The sequence below is a fragment of the Phyllobacterium sp. T2-21 genome, from assembly GCF_055378485.1.
This window is the reverse complement of record NZ_AP027914.1, coordinates 311,223-333,256: the sequence shown is the minus strand read 5'-3', so window position 1 is coordinate 333,256 and position 22,034 is coordinate 311,223. Positions and strand designations below refer to the sequence as shown.

Below are 22,034 nucleotides of genomic sequence, written 5' to 3'. Positions count from 1 at the left end.
AACCGCCGCAGCATATTCCGCTCCGAGGCCATCCGGCCCTATAATCGCCTTCAAATATCCAATGGGGACAGACAAGCCGCCAACCGGCGGATTGTCTCTGTGAGCACTAACATTCGTCTTGCTCGTTCTGGCTTGAGGTCGATCGGCAATGGAACAGGTCATATCGCTCAATATTGTTTTAAGCTTTGCTCAATCGGGGCTTTCACGCCATGTTTGTTGACGCCAGAGAACTTCCAGCGGGTTCGGTCCTGGATGCCGCAATATGCATCGTTGGCGGTGGCGTTGCAGGGATCACGCTTGCACTCGAATTCCAGAAACGGGGCATTGAAACAATCGTTCTCGAAGGCGGCGGATTGAACTTCAACGCCGCGTCGCAATCCCTTTACCAAGGCGAAAATCTTGGTATCCCTTACGACCTTCAAGCGACCAGAACCCGGCAATTCGGCGGTAGTTCCAATTGCTGGGGCGGGTGGATACGACCGTTCATCGGCATTGATTTTGAGCCACGGCACTGGGTGCCCAACAGCGGCTGGCCGTTTGATCTGACGGAGTTGGAGCGGTTCTATGCACGTGCTAGCAACCTGGTTCAGGTCAATGATCATGGTTTTGAACCGCAGTTCTGGCACAAACACCTCGTGGGTGACCGTTCCATACTGCTGGAGCTGAATGACGCCTCGCTTGAGACAATGGTAAGCAAGTTTAGCCCACCGACACGTTTTGGCCGCGACTATCGGATGTTTCTACGCACCGCCCAAACGACGAAAGTGCTGCTGAACGCCAATGCGACAGAGATTGCAACGCTTGAAGATCCATCGGTCGTGACCGGCGTGCATGTTGCGACGTATGGGCAAAAGATGATGTTCGTGCGGGCCAATAGGGTAATTCTTGCCGCGGGCGGGATCGAGAACGCGCGTCTTCTCCTGCTTTCCAATCGGCGTGATCAGCGAGGGCTTGGCAATCAGCACGATGTGGTCGGCCGCTATTTCATGGAGCACCCGCGTATTCGCCGCGGCCAGATGATACCTGCGGTCAATGCCGCCGCGTTTCGCTTCTATGATGCCCGCTACACCTATCACAACCCCAAGTTAGCCGTGGATGGTACCAGTGCAAGCGCGCATCTCGGCTTGACCGAACAGGTTCAGCGGGATGAAGAACTGGTACAATGCCGTACATATTTCCGGGCGTGCCGGGCTGGCGAAGACAGCAAACTCACCGAGCGGTTCCATGAGATATACAACGCCATTTGTTGGCGGCACTATCGCGACTTCAAACTGAGAACGTTTGCCACTGTCGCGCTCGGCAGCCCCAATCTGATGGCATCCTTGCTCTATCGGAAGCTGCGGCTTGCCGCGAAGTCCGATTATTTTCAGATTGAGAGTGTTATCGAACCCGTTCCCAACAAAGAGAGCAGGGTTACCCTGTCAGAGCAACGGGACAGGTTGGGTCTCAATCGGGCAGCGCTTGATTGGCGTGTTGGTGATCTGGAAAAACGCACCCACTCACGGATGCTGGGATTGATAAAGGACGAGTTTGAAGCATCCGGCGTCGGACATGTCGATCTGGAACGGACGGCCGTGGAGCCGGAGCTTTCGATCATCGGATGCAATCATCATATGGGAACGACCCGGATGCATATCGACCCGCATATGGGCGTCGTGGACCAGAACTGCACGGTGCATGGCATCCACAACCTGCACGTCGCCGGCAGTTCGGTGTTTCCGACATGTGGCAATGATATGCCGACATTGACAATTGTCGCGCTCGCGTTGCGCCTTGCCGATCATATCAAGGCTCTGCATGGCGTTCATGAGAGTATCGGAGCTTTTGCGACAGGCGAGGAACGCGCTCAAGCCGTGTAAAGAACTGATGGGTTCCGGCCAGGCAAGCCATTTTGGGGTGCCGGGAACGCCTTGCAAATGACATCCAAAAATCATTGTTGAACGTTTCGAAGCAGGTGTTCCCGGAAGGAAACACCTGCTTATAATACTCAACCTGTTGCGTATGACCGCTTCCTTGCCGTGGCGTTCCCCGCTTAGGCGGTGTCGTACAGTTGGCCAGCGCCGGCGGTTTCCCGTGCACGCAGGGCAAACCTGTCGCGGGCGCGCTGAACCGGGTCACGCAAGCCCATGAAGCGGGGTATGCCGAGACGCAGAAGAGCCATCAGGTTCTCGCGCCCGCCTTCATAACCAACGATCGGTGCGAACGGCACCATGGGTGGGCAGAGCCCTGCAGGATAGAGTCGCGTGTATTCAGCGAAATTTGTAAAGCTTTCATGATTGCTGTCGCGGAGCAGGAAGGTTTCGGCAGGTGCACCCTCGGCGAAGACCACCTCATGGGTATCAAGCACGATGTGGAAATACTCGATGATCTGACGGTCAGCGGGAAGGGATGGTGCAATGGAGAGGCCGTTGACCAGGTCTTTTGCACGGATGAGAACGCCATCGATATACAGCGCGTGATTTGGGGAGAGGTAGAGATCCGAGTGGGGTGTTCGTTGATCAAAAGCGTGGCGTGAAATACGGATTGGCATCACGCTGGCTGCCCAGGACGGGCTGTTCCTTTTGTAAATCTGGCGCCCTATCCATCTCACGGTGGCAGCTTTGCCACGTATGGTTTCGATGTCATCGCCGATCCGAAGATCTTCAATGCAAACCTCACCTGTCGGGGTCTTGATGGATGTTCCCCGGAGAAAACAATTTTGATTGTTGCCGCCCGGGTTGTGGCTGGGCTCGCCGCTATGTCTCCACCATCTCCGTCCCATAGCCCGCGCGGGGAAGGAAGACATGGCCGTGGCCAGGCCGGTGATTGCCGCGACCTTGACGCTTGTCGAAACCACCACGCCGAGAAAGTGTCGTCGCGCGTGGCTGAGTGGCCGGTGCCGCTCTGTAGTTGGTGACATAGTCCCCTCCGTGGTTACAGTGCAACTTTCAATCCAAATATTCCGATGACCATCCTATAGGAAGGCATGGCGAGAAACGCTTTGGATTTTGGCGGCTGTCCGATGCTGAAATCGGCCTACTGGGTGCTGAAAAAAACCAACCAGGAGCGAAAGCCGCATCCTTTTGGAGGAGGGATCATACATCTAAGATGTGCTGGCGCTTACATCTTCCAAGGATAGGCTTTTTGCCGCCCCGCTTGATCGCCTCAGTGCTGAGCCCGGAGCTTTTGCCACTGCGTCGTTTCGTTGAACAACCAGCCGGTAAGAGGCGCCCCTGACTTCTTGGCTTCGTCCGGGTGTTTGCCTTCAAGCAGCACTTTCAACAAGGCTTGTGCATCCTGTCTTTTGACATTGCGAATGAAAGGCTTCAGGCGCTCGGCGGCGTGAACGATATCGGAAGCCAGGACGTCGAATATACGAGCCCAGCTCCTGTCCTTGAAGAACACTGCATTGGCTTTGTCGCGGATCAGCGCGTGCTCCCCGGGAGCGATCGCCGATGCAGCCAATGCGGCATCCAGGGTGGCATCTACAGTGACCATGGCTTCCGTGAAGGCGGTATAGCCAAACTCGGCCGGCGCGTGCACCTGTGCCACTGCAGCGTCGTCTTCCAATCCGCCGAAAGCGTAGCGCGCAAAAACATCCCCAATACCGATCATGCCGAATGGATGACATTCGGCAGCGCGCAGCGCGCCCATGCTCGCTGCGCCGAGGACCGTAACGCCACGCGAAAGCGCATACAGTATTTCCTTGTGCCAGACCGCAGCAACGTCCTCAAATCGGCCGTCGATCAACCCGATCACGTTGTAACCTTCGTCCACGGCACGGGTGAGATCGCCGCACTTCGCAGGGCCTCGACATGTCAATGAAAGATGGGGCAGCAACCGGTCTTCGTTTGAGCGCAGCGGCACAAACTCGGTTCCCGAAAGACTTGGGCCTGCAAACAGGATCTTCATTGCAGCAACATGGCGTTCAGCGCCCTTCCACCAAAGCGATGTTTGCGTATGCCGGCTGGACTTTCCAGCTCATTGATCAGGACGCGGCAAACGGACATTCCGCACTCTTCGCCGCCGAGCGGAACAACAATCACACTGCCGATACCGCGTTTGCGCAACGGGTCGAGATAAGTATCGAGACGCGCGCGCTGAGACGGCACCGGTTCATCAAACTGCCAATGAGCCCTTGGCTCTGCGTTTATATAAACACCAAGGTCCGGAGCGAGGCGCTGTGCATATTCCGAAGGATCGAAATCGTCCCGCGCGCCTGAAATATTGGTGATACGCGTCTGGGCCGCTTCGGTGATTGCCCGCATGGCAGCCACGCGGGGCGACAGGTGGCAACCATAACCCGCAGCAAGATCGAAATGCAGATAGGTGCCCTTCCGTGCGATGGGGTTGATGGTTGCCATGAATACCGGAAGGTCAATATCGGAACGAATATCGAAAAGACGCAGCAGAAAACCCGCCTGCGCAATCCTTTCTGCCAACCAACTGATGCCGGCATCTGAGAGCACGGCGGGGTCAACGCATTGGGCATGGACTGCGCCGTCACGCTTGAAACGCCATAATTCGGTGGCATCGCGTTCAACCCGCTCGCACAGACCATGAATAACAGCTTCAAGCAGGCAATTGCCCGAGGCAAGGCCATCGGTTGACTGGCAGTAATGGCGAGACTTTCGCGCCGACGTAAAATCCAGAGATACGAGTTCTCTCGGAACGAAAACCTTGCTCTTTTTCAGGAGATCATAGCCCTCGAGCCACTCATCAACCGCGTCGGACGGAGGTTCATCGGCACCCTTCATAATCAGCATCCGGCCGTCAAAGACTGCTTTGCCGGCATGCAGTAAATCCTGGCGGCTGGCGTTGATCGACGCGAGCGGTATGTTTTCAGCTATGGCAATCTCAGCAGCTTCCATCACAGCGGAAGCGCGCGCGTGAGCTGTGGTGATCCCCTTGCCCTGGCTCACCGCCAGGGTCTTGCTGTTCGGGCGAACCGCCATCCACACGGGGATTCCTATCCGGTCCAACCCTGTTGTCTCAGCCAGCCGGACAATACCCAAACGGGAAAAATATGGGCGCAATTTCTGCACCGTCAAATCTGCGTCCATCAATCTCGTCGAAGATTGCTGTTCCACGCTGGCGGCGGAACAAAGATTTACCTCGTCCGCCGCCAGCCTATCCAGAATTGAAGTCTCGGCCAATTGCTCCATTGTTACTCCAGCGAACCGATATCATCGTGACCATATCGATAAATGCAATGATCCTCTGGAATAGCGCTGCCTATTGCAAGGGGCTCGCGGACGATAGTCTTTCTGCGGGTCCGTTCCGGTAACCTTCAGTAATCATTATGTTTTCTGAACGGCTACTTATAGTCTTTATGAAGTCATGCCCGGCCGATCCAGAGCATTCAATCATGCTCCGATCAAGACTCTCAACGGTTTTTTCTTCCAGATTGACCAGCCAAAGCGTGTCTGTCTCGGGCTCATCGATAATGTAAAACTTTGCCATGCGAGTAACCTTTCCATGAAGGAGAACCACATAGCAACCGTACGTTGATTCGTTTCTAGATCAATTCATTATTATTGATAAGGTTTCTTATCCAACGACATTTCTATTTTACTTAACTGTTGGATCGGTAACTGACATTTTTACATCCGCGCCCGTTCGGCTATTTGTGGCAATCGCGATACTTATGCCCTTGATGAGCGTCAATCCGTTTTTCCGTGCTGTATTGATTGTTTCGATAACCGGTCCTGCGGCAACACCGCTCAACTTCTCAACACGGTTTTCGCTCGTGTTAACAAGCCAAAGTTCATCAGTCCCGGCTTCCCCAATGATAAAATACTTTTCCATGCATGTTTTCCCCTGTTTGGATTGGACGTTCTGTCACTGGAATCCCGCTTCGCGTAAAGATTCTTCATACATCCTACGGTGGGCAGGCACTCTGAGGCTCATCGACTTTACCCATTCATCAATTCGGAACGACGGGTTATCTTGCAGAGCATAGTTTCTGTATTCAGCGGCTTGTTCGTGTTCACCCAATCTTGCGCAGCACGCTGCCATCAAGCGGGCTGCCGCGCGCGGGTTTTTCATCTTCTGTATGAACGCGATGGCCTCGGCATAGCGATCGAGATAGTGAAAGGTGCCTGCGCCGACCCAATAATAATAATCCGGCGCCAGCGGGTTTAAAGCAATCGCATGCTGGATTTTACTGAGAGCCAACTCAAGCTCGCCGGAATGGGTCAAGGCATCGGCATAATCGGCAAGAAGGTCGGCGTGTTGCGGGTTGAGCGCTTCGCTCTGATCAAAATATTCCAGGCTTTCGTCATACTTGCCAAGATACATATTGATGGTGCCAAGCTCACGCAAAGGCCGCTCGTCATCCGGGTCGTTTGGCGCGGCTTTCTTGGCGATCTGCTCACCCTCAAGCAGAATATCCTTTTCATTGCGCGCCAGAACAAGCCATTCGCGCTGCATCGTTCGCGCGACACCGCTCAGCGCCGGCACAAAGTCTGGCGCTGCGGTCAAGGCGTTCTTGAAAGCGTCCCGCGCCGTGCGGACTTTTGTTAGATCCAGGCTGTCGATCTCTCTCTTGCCGACAAGGTACCAGTAATAGGCATCGGGATTCTGAATCAGCCTGTTGTAGCGATCCAGCTCTTCTCTTTCGATGGTGGAAACGATGGATAGAACGATGCGCATGGACAGATGGCGATACTGCTGTTCGGGCAATGTATAATCAAATTTCTGCTTTTCCGCCCAGACGATCTCCCGCGTACGCGTGTTGATGAGTTTTACCGACAGGAAACAAAAGCCATCGCCGCGCATGAGCCTGCTGTCGAAAACAAAGTCCACACCCAATTGTTCGTGAAGGTCAGAAAAGCCATTGATGCTGGATTCCGTGACAACCCGGATGGACGTATAGGGCGCAACCACTGACAGTGTGCGCAACCGGCATAGTCCTATCGTGATATCGTCGACCAGAGACGCGGCCAATTGCTCCATGGGGTCTGCAATGCTTTGCGGCAGATACAATACAATGATTTTTGGCAGTATGGGTTGCTTCGATAATTCAAGCGTATTTGACGGTTGAAGAAAATACGACCGGTGATGGTCCACATCATTGAGAGACAAAGACCCCAGCAGCGGTGCGTGGCTGACAACTTGCGGCAGGTTGAGAGATCTTTTCGAATGCAGGTTCTGGTAAAGCTCAATTGTTTCGACCTCTGGATCGATATCCAGGTCATCGCGTAATTTTTTAGCACACTCCCGGAAGGTTCTCTCGATCATTGTGATCATCCCAAGTTGGGATGCAGTTTGCATGAGCGTGCGATAGCCAATCTCCTGGTAGGGATCGATTTCGATCAGCTTGCGTGCACATTGCCGCCTTTCATCAATGTTGAAATGCGGCAGATCAAGACTGGACCGTAGAGTAAGGATCACGTCGTCACGAAGTTTAGCGCGTTTGATATCCAGCCATTCGTCGAAATCAGAGTTGTCTGGCTCATTCTGCGCCAGAAGATCGCCGTGATAAAGTTCGGAGATCTTGAGGGCTGATTCTGGCCCCCCTTGTTCGGCGCAGTTGAAAAACTCGACAAGGTCTATTTCGAGAAGGCCTTGACTGACGGAGGCTAGATTGAGCCTGACATAGGCAGCATCGCTTTCAATCAGGGTGATGCCGAATTGTTCCTGAAATCTGCGAATGCGCGCGAGGCTTTGGCGCAAGTTCATGCTGGCATGGGCTTGGTCGGTTTCCGACCAGAGTATTTGTGCCAGCTTAGCGCGCGATACCGAGTGGCAGTTGCTCTCCAGGAGGATGTAGGTGACAATGCGTAGGAAGTTCGTAGGTGCGCGCGGGACCAAGTGCCCGCCGATACTAACCGTAGCCTCTCCTAAAACCGTCAACCGCATGATGGCTAAAGCCCCCGTATGTCACCCTTATTTATGATTAGAGATGCGTATTATTGTTGTTTACTTCCTGTCCTCGCAATCAAATCTACTATAGGTTGCAGTAGTTCTCTATAGTAATTATCAACCTAAGTCGTAATAAATTGGAATTAAGCAGGGCGGTCGCCATTTCACCCAATGATGTATGCTGAGCTTAAAATTACCCCGAAATGGTTGATTTTGATATAAAATGCGTTCGGCCTTGGATTGCTTCGAACATGGCGCGAACGGGTGATATAACGAATCAATTATAAATAAGTCAATTTTACTGATTCATTATATTTTATTTTTACATTATTTGGTATTCACATATTTATGATTTTCCACAAATATATGAATACCAAATATGGTAATTATATACAAAAGATACTGCGAGATATATTTATATTGAGCGATGTTGGCAATGTTGTGGAGTATTCCGCGTCTGTGCGTATCGCCGTTGACGAGTGTGCGCCAAGCCCGCTCATCCAACTCGCATCGACATTGTGCATGGCCCGGCCGCGGCACAGGGTATGCACAATGTCGATGGTTGAGGCCGTTTGACGCCCACCGCCGTGGGGGGAAAGCAGGTTCATAAGGCAACATCCGACATTCGTTGCGTGGGGATGGGTTCGGTTGGGCCGAACAATCCGAAGAGCGCCATGTCATTCTGAGACAGGCCGGTTCACGGCGCTCTCCTTCAGATATTGATCATTAATTCCGTTATCTCCGTATTGCGGCTGAAGGCTCGCTCGGTATTCCGGCTGAAAGCCGATTGCAGAGATTCATGATCAAGGTGATTACGGTATACTGCCGCGGCCTGTGTACGGTTGTGTACCTTGAGCTTCCGAATGAGATTGTGAACATGGACTTTGACCGTGTGGTCGGAAAGGCTGAGCCGGTCAGCGATGGTCTTGTTTTGCAGCCCTTCGGAGAGAAGCTCGAGAATTTGATGTTCGCGCAACGTCAATGTGTCGATCGGCTTGGTGCCGGACATTGGTCCCCTTTTACCCTCCACGAGTGACGGTTGCTGATGGCGGGCGTGGCCGTCCTTCGCCAGCTTTTCCAGCGATTGCATGGCACCGTATGGGTAATACTCGCCGCCATTGAGCAGCAGCCATATGGCAGCCAGCCAGATGTCCAGCTTCAAGGTAAACGGAAGCAGGCCCTGGATTCTTCGGTCGCAGAACAACCTGTTCAACCCCTGCGATGCAAATCCGTCGCCATTGATCATGAGCGTGATGGATGCATTCGGAAAACTTGTCCTGCAGCGTTCAATACAATCCGAGAGGTCGGTGATCAGCTCCGTCTGCAAAAGGACCAATCCAACGCCCATGTCGGGGTCCTGGGAGTCCGGCAGAAAACTCGACAGTGTTATCCGAATATCAGCGAATGTTCTTTCCAATGACTTCACAAGTCCTTGAAAGACGACCCCCGTTTCAGCATAAATGAAGATGGCATTTTCAGATTTGCTTTCAAAATTCTTTCCGGGTTCGTAGTTCACGCATTCGCTTAAATTAAAAGGTACATTACCGTTCATACTTGCCCCCATTTTTGGCAGGAATAGACCTGCAAGTTTTTTGTTTTTTCTGTTATTTTTGTCCAAGTAATCAATAAGATTGATCTACGTGGAAATGCCCATATGGCTTTAATAAAGATTAACTTAGTTATTTGAGAGTGACGCGGGCGTGACTTGACTACGAAGGTTGATTATTTGGAGCTGTTTCATATAGGCCAGATAGTTTGCTTATTCAGGCCAAGGTCATAGTTCCGGTAGTTCAAAGTTTTTACCTGGAGGGAAAATATAGTCTGATAGGCTTGTTATACCAAAGCTTTAGTAGGCCTTGCTCGCGAAGTATGTGAAGGAAATGCGGTGCCGGGCAGATATGATGGCACCCATGTTTGTGACCGTACTCAAAAGGTCCATGCTACCTCATACTTCAGGCGGACCTTCTCGTCTTTTCTCCTAAATGGAATTGGTTCGAGCGTCGCGCTACCTTTTTGGGAAAAGCATTCACGTCAACAATGAAGGTGATGACACTTGGCATTGGTGAATGCACGACCAAGTGGGGGTAGACCTTGTTGTTCTGGTTCACCAGCTGTCTCGCAACGCTGTCAATGACGGTATTGCTTATCGGATTTCTCAAAAAGGCTTCCCATACATTGGCGCTCGTCGATTATCCGGATAGCCGAAAACAACACGAAAACGTTGTTCCGTTGTGCGGCGGGATCGCGATCTTTTCCGCATTTTTTCTGGTCAGTCTTTTATCCCGAGGCGTAGCGCCTTTTCCGGTCAGTTTCTGGATCGGGATTCTGATAATCCTGGGCATCGGCGTGATGGACGATCGAACGGAACTTTCGGCTCGAACGCGGCTCGTTGTGCAATTCTTGGCAAGCGCCATTCTGATAATCCCGCTGGCAGCACCGAGTATCTATGTAGCAAACATGCTGCCGCTCGCCCTTATTGGTTCAGCGCTGCCTGTCCTCACAATCATTGCTATTCTGTTCGTTATTGGGCTGGTCAATTCATGGAACATGATTGATGGCGTGGATGGACTTGCAGGCGGTTGTGCTGCAGCTGCCCTTTTCTGGATAAGCCTGCTTTCGTTTTATAAGGGGCTTGGAGAACTGGGTGTTTCCGGCCTCGTTCTTCTCGCCGCGGTTTGCGGTTTTCTCCTGTTCAACATGCGAAGCCCCTGGTCTGCACGGGCAAAAATATTTCTTGGCGATGCCGGCAGTACAGCGCTGGGTGCAGCCATTGCCTATTTGATCATCACTTTGTCGCGGCAGAGCGAGACTGCCTTTCCTGTCTTGCTCTGGATCGTCATTGTGCCAGTCACGGATACCATCAGTCTTATCGTGAGAAGGATGCATGCGGGGCGTAATCCGCTAACGGCTGATCGCTGGCATCTGCATCACCTGCTGCTGGACAGATCGCACTCCCACGCGATGACCACAAACATCATTGTGGCATCATCCGCGATTTGCGGTGGCGTCGGGGCCGTCGGTATTCTGGTGGGTGCCTCCAACTACCTCATGACATTTGGACTGTTCATACCGGTCATCATTCATTCGGCGTTCGTTTTCGTGTCGAATGGCACCAGCAACACCGTCCGTATGCGTCCGGTAACGATGGGCCAGCTCAATCCTGTTTCGCCAGTTCTTCTCCGCGCGGAGGCGAGCAAGAACTTCGGCACAAATCATCAATCGGCGCAACCGAAACCCGGCATATTGTCGGATCCGGTTTAGCACCTGCGAATGGAGTGTTCACGTGTCAGTATCTGTCCTGATCATGACGCTAAATGAGGAAGCAAGTCTTCCGGCTTGTCTGGCATCACTGTCCTGGTGTGACGACATCGTCATTCTGGACTCCTTCAGCACTGATCAAACGCTCGAAATTGCCCGAAAGGCAGGCGCGCGGATTTATCAGCACAAATATGAAACTGAAACCAAGCAGCGCATGTACGGCCTCAAGGAAATAGAGTTCAAGCATCCGTGGGTCTACATGCCGGACGCGGACGAAATTACGCCTGATGATCTGCGCGACGAAATGCTGGCGATAGCGCGCGATCCAGACCGGCCGGAGGCACTTTTCCGCGTCCGCTACAAGAACATGTTCATGGGACGCTGGGTCAAGCACAGCAGCCTTTATCCGACATGGATAACGCGGCTGTGCCGCCCGGAGCGGGTGAGATATGAGCGCGAGTGCCATTCGCGTTGCGTGGGTGACGGTCCGACGGGACGGCTGAACTCCCATTTCATCCATTATAGTTTCAGCAAGGGCCTGACTGCCTGGTTTGACAAACACAACAGGTATTCCGGTTTTGAGGCGAAGGAGTCGCTGCAGATCCTGCGCGACAGAGGCATCCCATGGAAGGACTTTTTCAGCCCGACTCCTGAAGCTCGCCGCAGAGCGCTCAAGGAACTGTCCTATCGGGTGCCGTTCCGTCCAGCGGCCCGCTTTGTCTATATGTATCTGTTGCGAGGCGGATTCCTGGATGGCTGGCAAGGCTACCATTATTGCCGGCTTATTGCCGCTTACGAGTACATGATTGTAATCAAGATTCAGGAGCAGCGCCGCCGCGAACATGGTCTTTCGATATGACGCCGTTGCCAGCTTCCATCTCGAAGCGTCGACGCGGTGGTCTGGTTCGCCGCTGGAGGTTCGCCGCCATCCTTTTCCTCGGACTGTTTGCCCTGTGCAGCTATCCCCTGGCAATTGTATTCGCCAACACGCTGCTGAGCGTGCGCAACCCGGCAACCCAGGCGGACATTATTGTTGTTCTGGGTGGAGACGGGCCCGCTCGCGCCGCGCAGGCCGCGCGCTTGTGGCAGGCTGGCATGGCGCAGAAAATTCTGATAACCGGCGACGGGGATTGTTACTGGATACGCAAATCCCTGTTGGAATTTGGCGTCGATGCCGGATCAATCACGGTTGAGTGCCAGTCAAGAAACACGTGGGAGAACGCGCTTTTCTCCAATCCCATCTTGCAACGCATGCAGGTGCGTAAAGCTATTCTTGTCACCAGCTGGTTTCATTCCCGCCGCGCTCTAAACAGTTTCAAAAAGATCGCGTTCAATATCCAATGGCAATCGGTTCCTGTTGAGCCGGACGTTCCCATGTGGCGGATCGCGGTCGAGCAGGACGGCATTCAGATTTTCAAGGAGTACCCGAAGAGCCTCTGGTATGTGTTGCGTTCTTCGTTGTGGAAAGATCGCGGCGAACGCGATGCCCGAACCTTCGCCATGGGAATGTTGGCATGAACTGGCTTTTCACATGGCTGATGCTCGTTACCGTTCTCTGGCTGATCGGCTGGGGCCTCCTGCAGCGCGAAAGGCTTTACCAGTTTCCGTTTCTGGTCGGCGTCATCACATTCAGCTTTATCCTGCCGCAGATTCCGGCGCTCGCTGCTGACCCGTTCCTGCCGCAGGGGGCTTACGTCAAGACGATAGCATTCTCGATTCTTTGCCTCATCATGTGCTGGCTCGGATGGTCGGAGAATGCGCAACCGCTTCGCTTCCTTCAACAGTCCTTTGAAGAAAGGAAGCTCCTGATTGTTTCATTGCTTCTGTCGGTTACGGGCGCATATTTCTACTACAAACTGAGCCGATTACCCGGAGATGTTTCGGTCGGCGTGCAGATGAGCGGCGCTCCGGTGGCATGGCTGTTCTTTGCCCGGTTCATGAGCTATGGCCTTGCCATTGCTGCGCTGTGTTTCGCACGCCGCGTTTCCTGGATGGCTGCCATCATCATTGCCGTGGATCTCATATTCTATCTCGACCGGATAGTGGTGACCGGCAAGCGGGCTGAAGCGGTAGAACTGATTGCGATCTTCGTGCTGGCATACTGGTTCCAGAGATCATGGGTTGTGCCGCGGGCATTCGCTATCATCGGCATTGTGATGGGAATGTTGCTGATGAGCTCGATGAGCGATTATCGCGACATAACACGCGCCAACTCGGGACCCATCTGGGGGGATATCTCTCGGATCGATATCACATCCAATTTCGACAATCTGCTGAAGAACGGCGGCCCCGAAATGCGCAATGCCATATTGCGCGTTTACAACACGGATATGTCACTGGAATTCGACTATGGCTTGTTCCACTGGAATCGCCTTGTCTTCAACTATGTTCCCGCGCAGATTTTTGGCGACAAGTTCAAAACCGCGCTGATGGCAACGCTTCCCTCTCTGGGGCGCGAGTACAATCCTTTGACCGGTACTACTGAAACAGGAATGGCTGACGCTTTTCAGTCCTTCTGGTACTTTGGCGCCCTCAAATTTCTCCTTCTGTCCTATATCGTCCGAAGATTGTGGGTCTCTGCGAATGCCGGCGCGACGACGGCCCAGATTGTTTACATACTGTCGATCGTCCCCGCCATGCATGCCATTTCTCATCAGACGGATTGGGCGCTAATTGTGTGGGTGCATATGCTGATTTTCCTGGTGCCTGCCCTCGCATGGGCACGGCGTCCAGCATCCCAAGCGCCACCTGTGCAATCTCATGTCATGTCGGCGCCTCCGCATCTACGCCCGGTCGTATCACACTAAACCTGGATGGTCAGATCGACAGCTGAACGGCTGAGGCAATGTTTTAAGGGAGATAATGCAATGCGATCACGTTTTGCCGATACAGCCTTGGATACATCAGGAGAGCCATTGCCTCGTTTCGGCGGTGCGACTTTCGCGCTGCGATTCCGGCTGATGCGATTGAGCTGGATGATCTGCTGGACCCTGCTGGCGGCGTGGACCCCTTCGCCGTGCAGCCGCTGGCGCATCTGGTTGCTGAGGCGCTTTGGAGCCCGGATTCACCCCACGGCGATTGTTCGCGGCAGTGCGCGGATTTGGTGGCCCGGCAATCTTGTGATGGGACAGCACGCGTCAATGGGGCCGGGCGTGCTTTGTTACAATGTCGCCGAAATAACGTTCGGGGATTTTGCGATCGTCTCGCAGCGTGCCCATTTGTGTACCGGCACCCATGACGTCGATGACAGTGATTTTCCGCTGACCAGTCGATCCATCATCATCGAGGCGAATGCCTGGGTGGCTGCAGAGGCCTTCGTCGGCCCCGGTGTCGTCATCGGGGAGGGTGCTGTCCTTGGTGCCAGAGCCGTGGCCGCGCGCGCGTTGGATCCGTGGACGATCTATGTCGGCAATCCGGCGAAACCGGTGAGGCCACGGCGTGGCGGTCCGGTGTGAACCTCGCCATATGCCGTGTTACGAGGCCGGCAGCGTTGGGCGAATGCTCCCCATATAGCCATTGATCGTCGATGCGGCGATCTGCGGCCAGGTATATTGGTCGCGAACGAGCTGACGGCCGTTTCGGCCCATTGCATGTGCCATTCCGGCGTCGCTGAGAATATCGCAAAGACCAGATGCGACGTCATCCGGTGCAAGGGTTACAACCGCGCCGGCGCGGGCTGACCGGACTTCCGGAAAATGACAGGCGTCGCTGATGACCACCGGCAATCCACACGCAAGCGCTTCGAGAATGGCGACGCTGAAGCCTTCCTGGCGACTTGGCAGGCAAAAACAGGTGGCATCAACCAGGGCGCGAAGCTTGTCCTTGCCATAAAGGCCGCCAACCAAATGAACGCGGTCGTTCAGGTGCAACTGCCCGACTAGATTGATGAACGCGTCGCGCGCGCCACCGTCCGGACCTGCTACCACCAGATCGACATCGGGATAGGCGCCGGCAATGCGGGCGAAAGCTGTTGCCAGGACATCCAGTCCCTTCTTGGTATGAAGCCGCGATAGAAATAAAATGACGCGTTTGTTGCCGATTAACGGAAACCGCTCCTTGAAGAACCCGTGCGAGGGAAGCTCTTCGAACTCTTCCAGAAATACCCCGTTGGGAATGATGAGATTGGGCGATGCGAGTTCGAGCGGTTTCAGCAGTTGCGCTTCGTCTGTATTGAGCGCCAGAATGAATTTGGCGTTGTTCAGCATTGCGCGATACCCCAAAAACAGCGCAATCCGCTTTTTGAAGGCTTTCTGTTTCATGCTCCACACATCGAGCATCCCGTGCGGTTGTACGCAATATGGAATGCCTTTGCCGTGTGCGATTTTTGCCGCCACCTTGAGCAACGGCTCCCAGACACCGTGGACATGGACGAAGGATGCCGCGTCGAGAATTGCCCGCAATTGCTTGCGGCCCTGCAGGCAAAGAATGCGCTCTTTCATATCCGGATCTGCCAGCAAATGCCACTTTATCGAAGCGAAATGCGGGACAGTATCTGCGGCCTTGAAAGCCCGCCTTTGTATGTCCGGCCCCCCATAACTGACGATATGAACATCATGGCCCTGGTTGGACTGTGCCGCTGCCAAACGGATGCACCCGCCCTGTGGGCCGCCGTGCGCAGGATCAATGGAAGAAATGATATGAACTATACGCATATCGGAACTCTCCTGCTTGGTGTCCATTCAGACAAAGGCTGCATGGGGTGAATTTCCATACCTATCATTCCACCGCGAATTGTTTTTGAAGACGGGGAGCCAGAACGTCCATAAGCCGCTGGCCGTAGCGCTCGACGGTGAATTCGGAAGCCCGCTCCTTTGCCTGGCTCGACATCCGGGCACGCAATGCCGGATTTTTTGCAAGCCGCAGGAGTGCGTCTGCGATCGCGCTGCTATCGCGGATAGGAACGATGAAACCGTCTATTCCATCCCTGACGACGCTTCCGGCGTTCTCGGTACAAATGACCGGCAAACCTGCGGCGAGCGCCTCGTAGATCGCAGTGGCGGAGCCTTCACATATCGAGGGGAGAAGGAAGACGTCCGCCCACTGATATTCCTTTATCATCTCCGACCGAGGTATGATGCCACGCAGTTCCACTACGGCAGCCAGCTTCTGCCGGATGTCAGCCGACAGTATCGTTGGCCCGGCCATGCGGAACTGTGCGGATGGTCCAACCAACCTTGCCGCCTCGGCCACATAGGGCGAGCCCTTGCGCAACCCCACCTCGCCGACGGTCAGCACACGCAGGGGACCATCCGTTCGAATGGTCTTGCGATCTTCGAATTCAGAGTCGATGCCATAGGGAACGACGACGCATCGATCAGAAGGGCCACCGGAAGCGACGACGTTGCGGCGTACAAATTCGGACGGACAGATGATGATGTCCGCAAGCGCCCATTCGGCCTTCTCACGTGCGGCGAAGGTTTGCGCATAGTGGTTCACTTCATATTTCCCTGCCCAGTCGGGAAAACTGCGTTGTTCCTGTTGAACAAGTTCTTCAACGACCTGGCGCGGCGCGATCATCTGTTCCACGGCCGTCCACATTCCCTGTGCTTTGGCCGCTTGCATTTGCTCGAGCGCATCGCCGCTGAAAGCGTAGAGGCCGGCTGCTCCATGAAATCCGCTGGATGCCACCAGTTGTGAGAAATGGGTGCCGGCCCAAACGGCATGCTTTGTGTGTTCAATCACATTTGTAACTCTGAGCCGGCGGATGGCCGAGATGACGCCGAATGCGGGAAAGGTAGAGGTCAGGTCTGGCGCCACACCTTTGGGCACGCGGCCGATCAAGCGTTTGAGGGATGGCAGGAGCATCGATCGGGGCACGGTGTTGATCACGCGGGGCCAGCTATCGGTCGCGCAGATGTCCGTGTAAAAATGCGCAAGCCGGCCTTGCGCGGCGAGTATGCGGGGGACGGCATAATGCATTCGCGCGCCCAACTGACTGACGACAACTGTTCCACCCATCATGCTGACCTAAAAATGGTGGACCTCAACGGATCCGTACCCGGTTGCTGAAACGCAGACATGACGTCGGACCATGACTGCACTGCGTTGTCCCGCGAATAGACCGTTTCCAGCAGGTCCCGGGCGTTGCACCCCATCTGGGTGCATTGCTGGGGGGAGTTTTTCAGCTGGACGATCAGGCCCGCAAGCTTTTGACTTTCGCCGATTTCAACGGCCTCTCCGCACCGGGTTGACGCAATCACGTTTGCCACTTCCCCATCGGACGCTCCAACGAAGAGCGTGGGGCGGCCAGCTGCCAGAATGCCGTAAAACTTGCTCGGGACAATGCAATGCTCAAGCCTGGGAATGAGCGAGACAATGTGGGCGTCGGCGGCACTCAGGCTTTCCGAAATATTTTCCGGTGGCTGTAATGGCTTGAACAGGATGTTCTTCAACTGACGCTTCTGGGCAATTTCCTCGATACGTGCCCGCTGCTGCCCGCCCCCGACCAGGAGAAACTGTATATCGCTGTCGTCTTTCAACAGGGCTGCCGCTTCAATCAGGGTGGTAAAGTCATGTGCCCGCCCAAAGTTGCCGGAATAACCAACGACGAATTTATCCTGCAGTCCCCAGTGCCGTCTCAGGCCATTGTCTGATCGTGGAATCGGATAGATTTCGCTGCCATCCGACCAATGGTGCATGACACGAATCCGATCGCCCGGAATGCCACTGCCTTGCAAATAGGACGCCATCATCTCGGTCGGGCAGACAATCATGGTCGACTTGCGCATAGACCAGTTGCGCAGCATTTTGCTGATTCTCCCCGGAATGCCTTTACTCGAAAGCATCTCCAGTTCCATGGCGACTTCGGGGAAAAGATCCATGACCCAGTTTATTATCCGGGCGTTGCGCCACAAGGCCGGCAGGGCGGTCGTCACCGACAGCAAGGGCGGATCGGTGCAAACGACGAACAAGTCGCCGGAGCGAAGATACCTCAGGCACCATATGAAAACCGATATGTGGAATGTCAGATAATCAACGATCCTTCCTGCCAGGTGATGGCGTCCGAACCGGGTGGCCCAAAGCCGTTTCACTGCAACGCCGGCAATCATCTCTTCCGCCGGAAGAACGACACCCGAGTGGTCGTGAAGTGTGCGGCTTGCAATTGCCGTGACATCGAAGCCGTGGTGCGCAAGCGCGGACGCCAAGCTGGATACCATGCGGCTTGTGGCCGATTGATCGGGCAGGAAATAGCGGTTTGCGAAAACGATTCTCATTCCGGATCCTTCCTATGCCCGGGCCGTTTGTGTGGCCGCAGGCAAAGCTAGGAATGAAGTTTCGCAGGTGGCGGCGCGCGCAAGCAAGATCAACAAACGCACTACAGACGGCCCTGGCGGGGCTTAAGCCCCTACGCCTTCTGGAGAGGGTGAGGCGGACAGGCGTGCATGCCGTCTTGCCATTATCGGCCCTAACATGGCGGAATCGCTGTTTTCGATCAGTATTCCTATCCCTATTCCCGAAGTGTCTATTCGATGTCGCCGCCTATACTTGGCTTCCATCCATTGCTGATGGGCGGGTTTCTCCATGATGGAATTCGGCACGGCAATGCGTTTGTCACCACACTTCAAGGACACACGGACGGGAATTGCGAATGACTGAGAAAACGGCATTGATCATTGGGGTTACGGGACAGGATGGAGCCTATCTCAGCGAGTTTCTCCTAAAAAAGGGCTATATCGTGCACGGACTGAAGCGTCGATCGTCGTCGTTCAATACGGCCCGTATCGACCATCTCTATCAGGATCCGCATGATGACGATGTCCGGTTTCATCTGCATTTCGGTGATTTGACGGACGCTACCAACCTTTGCCGGGTGGTTCAGGAAATTCAGCCTGACGAGATTTACAATCTCGGAGCGCAAAGCCATGTGCAGGTCAGCTTCGAAACGCCGGAATACACGGCCAATGCCGACGCGATGGGTACTTTGCGCCTGCTGGAGGCGATGCGCATCATGAAGATCGAAAAGACCTGCCGTTTTTATCAGGCCTCGACATCGGAGCTCTTCGGCAAAAGCATTGAGGCACCTCAGCATGAAGGCACGCCGTTTCATCCGCGCAGCCCTTATGCGGTGGCCAAGCTCTATGCCTACTGGATAACGGTCAATTATCGGGAAGCCTATGGCTTTCACGCCTCAAATGGCATCCTGTTCAACCATGAAAGCCCGATCCGCGGTGAGACGTTCGTGACCAGGAAAATCACGCGTGCCGTCGCCGCGATTGAGCGTGGATTGCAGGATAAGCTTCGTCTGGGAAACCTCGAAGCCAAGCGCGATTGGGGCCATGCACGCGACTATGTCGACGGGATGTGGCGTATTCTCCAGCAGGACGATCCTGATGATTATGTTCTGGCGACAGGCGAAACCCACACGGTGCGCGAATTCGTCGAAAGAGCGTTTTCAACCGTCGGAAAATCCATTGAATGGAGCGGTACCGGCGTTGATGAAATCGGCTACGACCGCAAGAGCGGCAAGGAGATCATCGAGATCGATCCGCGCTATTTCAGGCCGGCGGAAGTTGACCTGCTGTTGGGAAACCCTGAAAAGGCGCGCGTCAAGCTGGGTTGGAGTCACACGACCGCTTTTGAAGATCTCGTATCGGAAATGGTAGAATCGGATATGCGGACCATCATGCGGGAAGAAAGCCGCAATGACTTCTATGGTTGAGGTGTCCCGGCGCAATTTCGAGCTTCGCGGTAAACGGGTCTGGGTTGCCGGACATACCGGCATGGTGGGCTCCGCTCTGGTGCGGCGGCTGAGGCGGGAAGAATGCCGCCTCATCACGATCGATCACACCGAGCTTGATTTGACACGTCAACGCGAGACAGAGGAATGGATGGCGGTTGCGCGGCCGGACGTCATTTTCATCGCTGCGGCGCGCGTGGGCGGAATCCTGGCAAACGCCCATCATCCCGCAGATTTCCTCTACGAGAATACCATGATCGCCATGAACATCATGCATGCAGCGCACCGGCTTGATGTGGAGAAACTCCTATGGCTTGGGTCAAGCTGCATTTATCCGAAATATGCCGACCAGCCCATCGAAGAGCAGGCATTGCTGACAGGGAGCCTTGAGCCGACGAATGAGGCCTATGCGATTGCCAAGATCGCGGGGCTGAAACTGGCGGAGGCTTATGCGCGCCAATACGGACAATGCTTCATTACAGCCATGCCAACCAATCTCTACGGGCAGAATGATAATTTCGATCTGCAACAGGCCCATGTTTTGCCGGCGCTGATACGCAAAATGCATGAGGCCAAGGAGATGGGTAGCCCCAGAGCTGTCGTGTGGGGCACGGGAACGCCCCGGCGCGAATTTCTCCACGTCGACGACCTCGCCGATGCCTGCGTCTTTCTAATGAAAAATTATGCCTCGGCCAGCCACGTCAATATCGGTTCCGGTGCAGAGATTTCCATCCACGACCTTGCGCTCCTGATCGCCAGGATCGTGGGCTATCGTGGTTGCGTGGATTTCGATACGTCGAAGCCAGACGGGGCGCCGCGAAAGTTGCTGGATTCGTCGCAGATGGAGGCTATGGGATGGCATCCCCGTATCGAGCTGGAGGCCGGTATTCGCGATCTCTACAGCCGCTGGCAGACGTCGTTGGCGCCTTCAAACGGGTTGGCGCAGACGGGATCCTGATGAACGCGGGGCGTTGGAATACGCCCTGGCGGAAGGCTCTGACTACAAGACACGCACAGTCAGTTGACGGCCTTGGGCACGATCGCCTCGGGTGTTGCCGCGTTGGGCAGTTCAAGTTGCGCACGCAGAATATCGCCGGCCCTGATCTCATCATGTTCCGATAGGGCCGTTTCCTGATAGTTTCCATCCACCACCCGAACCACCGTGAAGGTCAGCTTGACCGTTTCTTCACGCGACGACACGCGCTGGGCCGCGGCTCCGATTTCACCCATGGTTTGTGCGATGAATGCCATTTTCTTGCGCAATCTCAGGATATCGAGATCAATGTCCCGCAAATCTTTGGCCGCATCATTGGAGCGTGAATCGTGCAGGGCGAGCAGGCGCTGCTGGATCGCATTCTCATTCTGCTTTGCGCGTGCCAGGAACGAGCCGAATTCGAGCGCATCCCGGCGCATCGCCGAAAGCTGGCGTTGGGTATCGCGCAATGTTGATTGCGCCGTAAGGCCCTTGTCCACCAGGCTCTGGGACGCCTTCACATTTTGCTCAAGAAGTGAAATTTCCTCGTTGCGCAACTTTGTGCTTTCTTCCAGCGTGGTGATTTCTTCGGCATAGTTCTGTTTCTGCGCCTCAAGCGCAGTTGCTTCGCTTTGCAGGGCGGAAAGACGAAGATCGAAAAGCTTTCGCTCGGAATCGACGATCCGCTGCCGCTCGGCCTTGTCATCGATCGCATCGAGGCTCGCTGTCAGATCATAGTCAAACTGCTTTCCATTCAATTCGGCTTCGAGACGCACGCGCTTCACATCCTGTGCAAAGAGTTGCAGCGATGTGTCGGTATATTCCTGCCGTGCCGCAACCAGCTGGATACCCGCGGTGTCGAGCTTGTCGGCGGCCTGCCGCAAACCTCCGCTCAACGCAAACAATTCCAAGGCAATCATTCCCGGCCGATATTCATATTTTCCGGGTTTCTGGACATCCCCGATGACAAAAACGGGTGCGTATTCCTTCACGGCAACAGAAACGGAAAGACCGGGTATATGCTGCAGAAGCGATTGTGTGATGGTTTGCCCGATTTCAGTGATCGTATGGTTGGCAACGGCTATATTGCCAAGAATGGGATAGGCAATTGTTCCGTCGACGCTGACAGGAAAGATACCCGTCAATCCGGCATCTCCATAGACTGTTATGAGCAGAACATCTCCCGAAGCGATCTTGTACGGCTCCTGATTTGCTTGGGCAGGGGCAGCCGCCAGGGAAAACAAGAGCGTTGACGATACGGTTCCCGCTATGAGGAGATTG

17 protein-coding genes and 1 pseudogene are annotated in these 22,034 nt (G+C 54.5%); 8 read left to right on the top strand and 10 right to left on the bottom strand.

Translation table 11 applies throughout. The features are described 5' to 3' along the window. Window positions 1-209 precede the first annotated feature (209 nt). Window positions 210-1,859 (top strand): FAD-dependent oxidoreductase, encoded by a 1,650-nt coding sequence (locus ACZ5FP_RS21840; protein ID WP_464664191.1) that lies wholly within the window; start codon window positions 210-212, stop codon window positions 1,857-1,859. A gap of 173 nt (window positions 1,860-2,032) precedes the next feature. Here ACZ5FP_RS21840 and ACZ5FP_RS21835 read toward each other — a convergent pair whose 3' ends face one another. The 6 genes from ACZ5FP_RS21835 to ACZ5FP_RS21810 all read right to left on the bottom strand — a co-directional run bounded on the left by ACZ5FP_RS21835 (window position 2,033) and on the right by ACZ5FP_RS21810 (window position 9,397). Further along, entirely contained in the window at window positions 2,033-2,899 is an 867-nt protein-coding gene (locus ACZ5FP_RS21835) for a Hint domain-containing protein (protein WP_464664189.1), read from the bottom strand. Between the two features lie 245 nt (window positions 2,900-3,144). Further along, window positions 3,145-3,891 carry a TfuA-like protein gene (locus ACZ5FP_RS21830; protein ID WP_464664187.1) on the bottom strand — a complete coding sequence of 249 codons (747 nt, stop codon included), beginning with the start codon at window positions 3,889-3,891 and terminating at the stop codon, window positions 3,145-3,147. Then, on the bottom strand, window positions 3,888-5,144 hold the full coding sequence (locus ACZ5FP_RS21825) for a YcaO-like family protein (protein ID WP_464664185.1): 1,257 nt from the start codon (window positions 5,142-5,144) through the stop codon (window positions 3,888-3,890). Before ACZ5FP_RS21825 ends, ACZ5FP_RS21830 begins: the two co-directional genes overlap by 4 nt. A 406-nt stretch (window positions 5,145-5,550) precedes the next feature. Further along, window positions 5,551-5,787, bottom strand: coding sequence for a hypothetical protein (locus ACZ5FP_RS21820; RefSeq protein WP_464664183.1), 237 nt, complete (start codon window positions 5,785-5,787; stop codon window positions 5,551-5,553). Window positions 5,788-5,820: 33 nt separating this feature from the next. Further along, window positions 5,821-7,842 (bottom strand): BTAD domain-containing putative transcriptional regulator, encoded by a 2,022-nt coding sequence (locus ACZ5FP_RS21815; protein WP_464664182.1) that lies wholly within the window; start codon window positions 7,840-7,842, stop codon window positions 5,821-5,823. Window positions 7,843-8,557: 715 nt separating this feature from the next. After that, on the bottom strand, window positions 8,558-9,397 hold the full coding sequence (locus ACZ5FP_RS21810; RefSeq protein WP_464664181.1) for a helix-turn-helix domain-containing protein: 840 nt from the start codon (window positions 9,395-9,397) through the stop codon (window positions 8,558-8,560). Between the two features lie 539 nt (window positions 9,398-9,936). Here ACZ5FP_RS21810 and ACZ5FP_RS21805 point away from each other — a divergent pair. From ACZ5FP_RS21805 to ACZ5FP_RS21785, 5 genes and pseudogenes are all read left to right on the top strand, one after another. Beyond that, window positions 9,937-10,789, top strand: a pseudogene (locus ACZ5FP_RS21805) (MraY family glycosyltransferase); the annotation flags it as partial. A 339-nt stretch (window positions 10,790-11,128) separates the two neighbouring features. Then, window positions 11,129-11,962, top strand: a complete 834-nt coding sequence (locus ACZ5FP_RS21800; protein WP_464664179.1) for a glycosyltransferase family 2 protein — start codon at window positions 11,129-11,131, stop codon at window positions 11,960-11,962. Next, a complete protein-coding gene (locus ACZ5FP_RS21795) occupies window positions 11,959-12,621 on the top strand; it encodes a YdcF family protein (RefSeq protein WP_464664177.1) in 663 nt (220 codons plus the stop codon). Before ACZ5FP_RS21800 ends, ACZ5FP_RS21795 begins: the two co-directional genes overlap by 4 nt. Further along, a complete protein-coding gene (locus tag ACZ5FP_RS21790) occupies window positions 12,618-13,910 on the top strand; it encodes a hypothetical protein (RefSeq protein WP_464664467.1) in 1,293 nt (430 codons plus the stop codon). The genes ACZ5FP_RS21795 and ACZ5FP_RS21790 overlap by 4 nt, the downstream gene beginning before the upstream one ends. A gap of 60 nt (window positions 13,911-13,970) precedes the next feature. After that, window positions 13,971-14,558 (top strand): LbetaH domain-containing protein, encoded by a 588-nt coding sequence (locus ACZ5FP_RS21785; RefSeq protein ID WP_403184357.1) that lies wholly within the window; start codon window positions 13,971-13,973, stop codon window positions 14,556-14,558. 18 nt (window positions 14,559-14,576) lie between these two features. Here ACZ5FP_RS21785 and ACZ5FP_RS21780 read toward each other — a convergent pair whose 3' ends face one another. From ACZ5FP_RS21780 to ACZ5FP_RS21770, 3 genes are read right to left on the bottom strand one after another with little or no spacing between them, the layout of a single operon-like run. Next, window positions 14,577-15,782 carry a glycosyltransferase gene (locus tag ACZ5FP_RS21780; protein ID WP_464664176.1) on the bottom strand — a complete coding sequence of 402 codons (1,206 nt, stop codon included), beginning with the start codon at window positions 15,780-15,782 and terminating at the stop codon, window positions 14,577-14,579. Between the two features lie 37 nt (window positions 15,783-15,819). Continuing rightward, window positions 15,820-17,061, bottom strand: a complete 1,242-nt coding sequence (locus ACZ5FP_RS21775) for a glycosyltransferase family 4 protein (protein WP_464664466.1) — start codon at window positions 17,059-17,061, stop codon at window positions 15,820-15,822. Continuing rightward, window positions 17,061-18,260 (bottom strand): glycosyltransferase family 4 protein, encoded by a 1,200-nt coding sequence (locus tag ACZ5FP_RS21770; RefSeq protein WP_464664465.1) that lies wholly within the window; start codon window positions 18,258-18,260, stop codon window positions 17,061-17,063. The genes ACZ5FP_RS21775 and ACZ5FP_RS21770 overlap by 1 nt, the downstream gene beginning before the upstream one ends. Before the next feature lie 431 nt (window positions 18,261-18,691). Here ACZ5FP_RS21770 and gmd point away from each other — a divergent pair, with 431 nt between their 5' ends. Both gmd and ACZ5FP_RS21760 read left to right on the top strand, forming a co-directional pair. Beyond that, window positions 18,692-19,762: a GDP-mannose 4,6-dehydratase gene (gene gmd / locus ACZ5FP_RS21765; protein WP_464664174.1), complete on the top strand. Its 1,071-nt coding sequence runs from the start codon at window positions 18,692-18,694 to the stop codon at window positions 19,760-19,762. Next, window positions 19,746-20,738: a GDP-L-fucose synthase family protein gene (locus ACZ5FP_RS21760; RefSeq protein ID WP_464664173.1), complete on the top strand. Its 993-nt coding sequence runs from the start codon at window positions 19,746-19,748 to the stop codon at window positions 20,736-20,738. Before gmd ends, ACZ5FP_RS21760 begins: the two co-directional genes overlap by 17 nt. Window positions 20,739-20,797: 59 nt before the next feature. Here ACZ5FP_RS21760 and ACZ5FP_RS21755 read toward each other — a convergent pair whose 3' ends face one another. Next, the gene (locus ACZ5FP_RS21755; protein WP_464664464.1) at window positions 20,798-21,997 is read right to left on the bottom strand and encodes a polysaccharide biosynthesis/export family protein; all 1,200 of its coding nucleotides are present in this window, start codon (window positions 21,995-21,997) and stop codon (window positions 20,798-20,800) included. Window positions 21,998-22,034: the final 37 nt, after the last annotated feature.